Annotated in this window: 5 protein-coding genes and 1 pseudogene; 1 reads left to right on the forward strand and 5 read right to left on the reverse strand. The window is 74.9% G+C overall.

Annotated features, from left to right (window positions below; translation table 11 throughout):
* A pseudogene (locus tag AOK09_RS18635) lies at positions 1-696 on the forward strand (hypothetical protein); the annotation flags it as partial.
* A 201-nt stretch (positions 697-897) separates the two neighbouring features.
* Here the strand turns inward: AOK09_RS18635 and AOK09_RS18640 are convergent.
* From AOK09_RS18640 to cobT, 5 genes are all read right to left on the reverse strand, one after another.
* The gene (locus AOK09_RS18640; protein ID WP_055588340.1) at positions 898-1,371 is read right to left on the reverse strand and encodes a carboxymuconolactone decarboxylase family protein; all 474 of its coding nucleotides are present in this window, start codon (positions 1,369-1,371) and stop codon (positions 898-900) included.
* A gap of 172 nt (positions 1,372-1,543) precedes the next feature.
* Positions 1,544-2,812, reverse strand: a complete 1,269-nt coding sequence (locus AOK09_RS18645) for a carboxylate-amine ligase (protein ID WP_245687359.1) — start codon at positions 2,810-2,812, stop codon at positions 1,544-1,546.
* A gap of 23 nt (positions 2,813-2,835) precedes the next feature.
* Positions 2,836-3,639: a TrmH family RNA methyltransferase gene (locus AOK09_RS18650; RefSeq protein ID WP_055588341.1), complete on the reverse strand. Its 804-nt coding sequence runs from the start codon at positions 3,637-3,639 to the stop codon at positions 2,836-2,838.
* A gap of 75 nt (positions 3,640-3,714) precedes the next feature.
* Entirely contained in the window at positions 3,715-4,941 is a 1,227-nt protein-coding gene (cobA, locus tag AOK09_RS18655; RefSeq protein WP_055588342.1) for a uroporphyrinogen-III C-methyltransferase, read from the reverse strand.
* Between the two features lie 111 nt (positions 4,942-5,052).
* Positions 5,053-7,145: nicotinate-nucleotide--dimethylbenzimidazole phosphoribosyltransferase (gene cobT, locus AOK09_RS18660; protein ID WP_245687360.1), on the reverse strand; the 2,093-nt coding region annotated here is incomplete at its 5' end.

A 7,145-nucleotide genomic window follows, 5' to 3' on the forward strand; every position in this document is an offset into this window, starting at 1 on the left:
GACGAAGACCACCAGCCGCTGACGCATCAGCCGCCGCCCGACCGGCGGCGGCTGATGCGTCAGCGGCTGGTGGTCTTCGTCACGGTGACGCTGGGGGTGGCGCTGGCCATCGCCGCCGCACAGGGCTGCCACGACCGCAACCAGAACCAGGGGCAGCACCACCCGCAGGGGGTCCGTACCGGCTACCGGCCGTCGGTGGACGGAGCGGCGCTGCTCTCCCCCACCCCCGCCGCGCCGACGGCCCCGGGGGACAGCTGGCTGTCACCGTCGGCCGAGGCACCGCCCGAGGTCGACTGGGCCAACCGCACCTACCCCGACCCGGGCGACGGGGCGGCGATCGCGCTCCGCAACGGTGTCGCCGCACACGACGGCGCCCAGGTCTCGCTGACCACCGTGCTCTCCGCCCGCTACCGCGGGGCCCCGGCCGCGGTGGTGGTGCTCAACCGCACCGAGGGCGCGGTCCCCGTCGACCTGGTGGAGGTGTTCGGCTTCTCCGGATCCGACCCCGTGCTGCTGGCCGCCCGGACCTCGGCTGCCGACCCGGGGGCGACGGCGGAGTGGCGGATCGTGCGCGGGTCGCTGCTGCGGGAGGAGAAGGTCCCCGGCCAGGAGTCCGTCACCGCCACCCGCTACACCGTCCGGGGCGACGGCACCCTGGAGGAGGCCTGGCCGGGCGCCGGCGCTTCCGGCAACTAAACCGGCAGGTACCGCCTCCGGCAGGCCTCCACCGGCCTGGCCCCCGCGACCGCCGGTGCACATCCCCGCCCGGCCTGTCGGGAAGCCCGGTCACGGCCTTCCCGGCCGCCTCGCGGCACCGAACGCCCCGGACCCCGCACGCCGCGCCCGGGGCGTCGGCCGGGGGCCCGGTTCCGCCCCCTCACCGTCCGCACCGGCAGGTCACCCGAACTGGCCGGGCTGGTAGTCGCCGGCGGGCTGCTGGACGACGACGTTCAGGCGGTTGTAGGCGTTGATGACGGCGATCAGGGACACCAGGGCGGTGAGCTGGTCCTCGTCGTAGTGCTTGGCGGCGTTCGCCCAGACCTCGTCCGGGACGCCTCCGGCGGCGTCGGCGATCCGGGTGCCCTGCTCGGTGAGCTCCAGGGCCGCGCGCTCGGCGTCGGTGAAGACCGTGGCCTCCCTCCAGGTCGCGACCAGGTTGAGGCGGACCGCGGTCTCCCCGGCGTGTGCCGCGTCCTTGGTGTGCATGTCGGTGCAGAAGGCGCAGCCGTTGATCTGGCTGGCGCGGATCTTCACCAGCTCCTGCGTCGCGGCCGGCAGCCCCGAGTCCGTGACCGCCTTGCCCGCCGAGGCGAGGTACTTGAGGACCTTGGCCCCGACCGGGTTGCCGAAGAGGTTCAGTCGTGCGTCCATGATGGGCTCCTACGCCGTTGTCCGTGGGTACACAGCTCTGACGGCGCAGCCCTGCCCGATGTGACGGATGGCGGATGTGACGTGGCTCTCCCCCCGTCACGCCGTCCCGGACCGCCCGGGTACGGAGCTCTCCCCACGGACCCGGGAGAACCGGGCCGCCCGGTGGAGCTCATCAGGCCCCGGCCGCGCCGGTGAGCGCGGTCAGGTGCTCCACCACGTCCTGGAACCGGCCGCGGCGGGCGAAGGCCGTCCGCTGCTGCGCCGCTCCCCCGCCGGAGTGCTGGAGCCGGCGCAGCAGGTCGGCCACGGTGGCGTGGTCGCCCGCCTCCTCCAGGCCCGGCCCGGCGTACCGGACCAGCTGCTGCAGCAGTTCACCGGCGGGGAGCAGCCGGCCGCTGAACAGGTCCAGGCCCTGCCCCTCCAGGCCGTCGCGGGCGGCCCGCCAGTGCGCCGCGCGCAGCAGGGAGTCGCCGACCGGCGGGAAGGACCGCCCGGCCCGGATCTCGGCGAGCAGCGTCCCGCAGAGGCCGCGCACCAGCGCAGCGAAGAGCAGCACCGTGTCCAGGTCGGCGTTGACGTCGGCGACCCTGATCTCCAGCGTCGGGTAGTGCTCGGACAGCCGGGCGTGCCAGTAGACCATCTTGCGGTCCAGCAGCATCCCGGAGTCGACCAGCGCGTCGACCAGGTCGTCGTAGGCCTTGGCCGAGGTGAAGTGGGGGGTCGGGCCGGCGGTGGGCCAGCGCGACCAGATGAGGATCCGGGTGCTGGCGTAACCGGTGTCCCGCCCGTGGTGGTACGGCGAGTTGGCGGCCAGCGCCTCCAGGGTGGGCAGCCAGGGGCGCAGCGCGTTGGCGACCTGGACGGCCTCCTCGCGGTCGGCGATGCCGACGTGGACGTGGCAGCCGCAGACCCCCTCGGCCTGTGCCTCGGCGATGGGGCGGAAGTGGTCGGCGAGTCTGCGGTAGCGGGGGGTGTCGGTGACCGGCACCTCGGTTGCGGCCGGGAGCACGGCGGTGCCGCCCGCCATCGGCAGGCAGCCCGCGGCGCGGGCGTGGCGGGCGATGCCCTGCCGCAGCAGCCGCAGGTCGGCGCGGAGGTCGGCGAGCGAGGTACAGGGCCGGCTGGCGGTCTCGATCTGGGTGGGGAAGAGCTCGGCCTGGATGCGTTCGGCGCCGAACTCCTCGGCGGCCCGTGACACCACCGCGGGTGCGTAGGGCACAGCGGCCCCGGTGGTCCGGTCGACCAGCAGGAACTCCTCCTCGACACCGAGGGTGAGAACGCCGCCGCCGGGGCCCGTCGTCTGGTGGGATGCACTGCTGCTGCTCAGGGTCGCTCCGTCCGCAGATGGAGCAGGGTCCGCTCCACCGCTCCGGATAGGGAGCATGCCCCCGGTGCCGGGGTGCCACTCCGGGTGGGCCGCCCTGCCGTCCCGTTGGCCCATGGCCGGCAGCGGGGTCCGGGGCCTCAGGGGGCGGTCGCGTGGAAGGCCACCGCTGAGGCGGCCGCGACATTGAGCGAGTCCACTCCCCCGCCCATGGGGATGGTCACCGAGAGGTCGGCGGCCGCGACGGTACGGCGGCGCAGCCCGTCCCCCTCGGTGCCGAAGACCAGCGCGAGCCGGGGGTAGCGGCGGGCGGCGAGCTCCCGGAGGTCGACGGAGTCCTTCGCCAGGGTCAGCGCGGCGGTGACGAAGCCCGCGGCCCGCAGGGTCTCGATGCCCTGGGGCCAGGGGTCGACACGGGTCCAGGGGACCTGGAGGACCGCCCCCATGGAGACCTTGACCGAGCGGCGGTAGAGCGGGTCGGCGCAGCGCGGGGTGAGCAGGACGGCGTCGATGCCGAGCGCGGCTGCGTTGCGGAAGGCGGCGCCGATGTTGGCGTGGTCGACGATGTCCTCGAAGACGGCGACCCGGCGGGCGTCCGCGATCACTTCGGCGGTGTCCGGGAGGGGCTTGCGCTGCATGGCGGCCAGGGCCCCGCGGTGGACGTGGTAGCCGGTGACGGCCTCGGCGAGTTCCGGGGTGACGCGGTAGACGGGCGCTTCGGACGCCTCGATGACATCGCGCATCACCTCCGTCCACTTGGCGGTGAGCATCATGGACCGCATGCGGTAGCCCGCGGCGAGGGCGCGTCTGATGACCTTCTCCCCCTCGGCCATGAAGAGCCCCTCGGCGGGTTCGCGGCGCCGCCGCAGCTCCACGTCGGTCAGGGCGGTGTAGTCGCCGAGACGGGGGTCGGCGGGGTCCTCGACGGTGTTGATCTCTGCCACCCCACGATCCTGCACGCAGAGGGGCGGCGACGCCAAAACCGGTGCCGGGCCGGGCCCGGCACCGGTGCCGCCGGGTCAGCCCCCGAAGACGGTGACCACATCGCCGACGACGACCACGGCGGGCGGCCGGACGTCCTCGGCGACCACGGTCTCGGCGACGGTGGCGAGGGTGGCGTCGATCCGGCGCTGGGCCGCGGTGGTGCCCTCCTGGACCACGGCGACGGGGGTGTCCGCGGCCCGTCCGTGGGCGATCAGGGTGGCGGCGATGGCCTCGATCCGCTCCACGGCCATCAGCAGGACCAGGGTGCCGCGCATCCGTGCGGCGGCCTCCCAGTCGACCAGCGAACGCGGGTCGCCGGGGGCGACATGGCCGGAGATCACGGTGAACTCATGGGTGACCCCGCGGTGGGTGACCGGGATGCCGGCGGCGGCCGGGACGCTGATGGAGCTGGAGATGCCGGGGACGACGGTGACCGGGACGCCGGCCTCCGCGCAGGCGATGACCTCCTCCATGCCGCGGCCGAAGACATAGGGATCGCCGCCCTTGAGCCGGACCACGAACTTCCCGGCCCTGGCGTGCTCCAGCAGCGTGCGGTTGATGGCCTCCTGGGCCATCGCCCTGCCGTAGGGGATCTTGGCGGCGTCGATCACCTCGACGTGCGGGGGCAGTTCGGCGAGCAGCTCCCGCGGGGCCAGCCGGTCGGCGACCACCACATCGGCGTCGGCGAGTAGCCGCCGGCCGCGCACGGTGATCAGGTCGGGGTCGCCGGGGCCGCCGCCGACCAGGGCCACCCCGGGGGTGCGCTCGCGGTGGTGGCGGGCGGTCACCGTACCGTCGCGCAGGCCCTCGACGAAGGAGTTGCGCAGTGCGGCGGAGCGGCGGGGGTCGCCGGAGAGGACCGCGACGGTGACGGAGCCGTCGCGGCCGGTGGCCGGCGTCCAGGCGGTGGCGGCCGAGGCGTCGTCGCTGCGGGCGCAGAACACCCGGCGCTCCTCGGCCTCGGCGCTGACCGCCGCGTTGACCTCCGGGTCGTCGGTGGCGACCAGGGCGTACCAGGCGCCCTCCAGGTCGCCCGGGAGGTAACCGCGGGGGTGCCAGCTGATCTCACCGGCGTCGGCCATGGCCTGCACGGCCGGGGTGGTGGCCGGGGAGACCAGGTCGATCCTGGCCCCGGCGGCGATCAGCGCGGGCAGCCGCCGCTGGGCCACCTGGCCGCCGCCGACGACCAGGACCCGGCGTCCGTCGAGACGCAGGCCCACCGGGTAGGGGGTCGCGTCGGGGCTGGGGATGGGCGCGGCCATGGCGGGACTCCTGTGCGTGAGGCGGAACGGGGTCGGTGGCAATACGGGTGCGGCCCCGCAGCCGGTGCGCCCTCGGACCGGCTGCGGAGCGGTGTGCCGCGGTGGGCGGGGTCAGTGCTTCTCGGTCACCCCGGCGGAGTCGAACGTGGCCACATCGTGCATCGCCCGGGCGGCGGACTGCACCACCGGGAGGGCCAGCAGTGCGCCGGTGCCCTCGCCGAGCCGCAGGTCCAGGTCGACCAGCGGACGCAGTCCCAGCTTGGCGAGCGCGATCTTGTGGCCCGGCTCGGCGGAGCGGTGCCCGGCGATGCAGGCGGCGAGCACCTCGGGGGCGATCGCCTTGGCCGCGAGCGCGGCGGAGCCCGCGATGACACCGTCCAGGATCACGGGGGTGCGCAGCGAGGCGGCGCCGAGCAGCAGGCCGGCGATGGCGGCGTGCTCCAGGCCGCCGACGGCTGCCAGCACGCCGATCGGGTCCGCCGGGTCGGGCTTGTGCAGTTCCAGGGCGCGCCGGATGACCTCGACCTTGCGGGCGTGGGTCTCGTCGTCGATCCCGGTGCCGCGGCCGGTGACCTCGGCCGGGTCGGCTCCGGTGAAGACCGAGATCAGCGCCGCGGCCGGGGTGGTGTTGGCGATGCCCATGTCACCGGTGATGATCACCTTGTTGCCGGCCGCGACCAGGTCGCGGGCGGTCTCCACACCGATCTCCAGGGCGCGCAGCGCCTCCTCCCGGCTCATCGCCGGGCCCTGGGTCATGTCGGCGGTGCCGGGGCGGACCTTGCGCGGCAGCAGCCCGGTGGTACGGCCCTCCTGGACCGGCGCCGGCAGCTCCGCGGCGACGCCCACGTCGACCACGCAGACCTCCGCGCCCACCTGGGCGGCGAAGGCGTTCACCACCGCGCCCCCGGCGAGGAAGTTGCCCACCATCTGGGCGGTGACCTCCTGCGGCCACGGGGTGACGCCCTGGTCGTGCACACCGTGGTCGCCCGCGAAGATCGCCACACAGGCGGGCTCCGGGATCGGCGGCGGGCACTTGCGGGAGAGCCCGCAGAGCTGGGCGGAGATTATCTCCAGCATGCCCAGCGAGCCGGCCGGCTTGGTCATCCGCTTCTGCCGGTCCCAGGCCTCGCCCAGCGCCTTGGCGTCCAGCGGGCGGATGCCGCGCAGGGTGTCCTCCAGGACGCTGCGCCGCTCCTCGCCGGGCAGTGCCCGGTTGCCGTACTGCTCCTCGTGGACCACCCAGGAGAGCGGGCGCTTCTTGGCCCAGCCGGCCTGCTGGAGCTCCGGCTCGTCGGGGAAGGCGTCCACGTACCCGACGCAGAGGTAGGCCACCACGTCGAGGTGCTCGGGCAGGCCGAGTTCACGGACCATCTCGCGCTCGTCGAAGAAGGAGACCCAGCCGACGCCCAGCCCCTCGGCGCGGGCGGCCAGCCAGAGGTTCTCCACGGCCAGGGCCGCGGAGTACGGGGCCATCTGCGGCTGGGTGTGGCGGCCGAGGGTGTGGCGGCCGCCGCGGGTGCGGTCGGCCGTGACCACGATGTTGACCGGGGTCTCCAGGATCGCCTCGATCTTGAGGGCCTTGAACTGCTTGGCCCGGCCCTTGGGCAGCGAGGCCGCATAGGCGTCGCGCTGCCGCTCGGCCAGTTCGTGCATCCGCTTGCGGGTCTTCGCGGAGCGGATCACCACGAAGTCCCAGGGCTGGGAGTAGCCGACGCTGGGGGCGGTGTGAGCGGCCTCCAGGACCCGGATCAGCACCTCGTGCGGGATGGGGTCGCGGCGGAAGCCGTTGCGGATGTCGCGGCGCTCGCGCATCACCCGGTGCACGGCCTCGCGCATCGACTCCTCGTAGCCGGCGGCGGCCGGTCCCTGCGGCTCCTCGGGCTCGGGCTGCGGCTCCTGGGCCTCGGGCTCGGGCTCGGGCTCGGGCTCGGGCTGCGGCTCAGACTCGGCCTCGGGGCCGGTCGGCAGTTCGGCCTCCGGCTCGGTCCCGGGCTGCACCTCGGCCTCGGGCTGCACCTCGGGCCCGGGCTGCACCTCGGCCTGGGGCTGCACCTCGGCCTGGGGGTCCGCGGGAGCCTGGGGCTCCGCGGGGGCCTCGGGCGCCACGGGCGCCAACGGGGCGGCGTCGGCCGGCTGCTCCGCTGCTGCGGGCGTCAGGTCCGGCTCGGGTTCGAGGGTGGTGACGGTGCCGTCGGCGGCCACCG

This window comes from Peterkaempfera griseoplana, assembly GCF_001418575.1.
Lineage (GTDB): Bacteria > Actinomycetota > Actinomycetes > Streptomycetales > Streptomycetaceae > Peterkaempfera > Peterkaempfera griseoplana.

Bases quoted from the DNA above. Each gene is read 5' to 3' on its own strand.
- AOK09_RS18645 (WP_245687359.1), bottom strand. From the start codon at position 2,812: ATGGGCCAACGGGACGGCAGGGCGGCCCACCCGGAGTGGCACCCCGGC.
- cobA (WP_055588342.1), bottom strand. From the start codon at position 4,941: ATGGCCGCGCCCATCCCCAGCCCCGACGCGACCCCCTACCCGGTGGGC.
- AOK09_RS18640 (WP_055588340.1), bottom strand. From the start codon at position 1,371: ATGGACGCACGACTGAACCTCTTCGGCAACCCGGTCGGGGCCAAGGTC.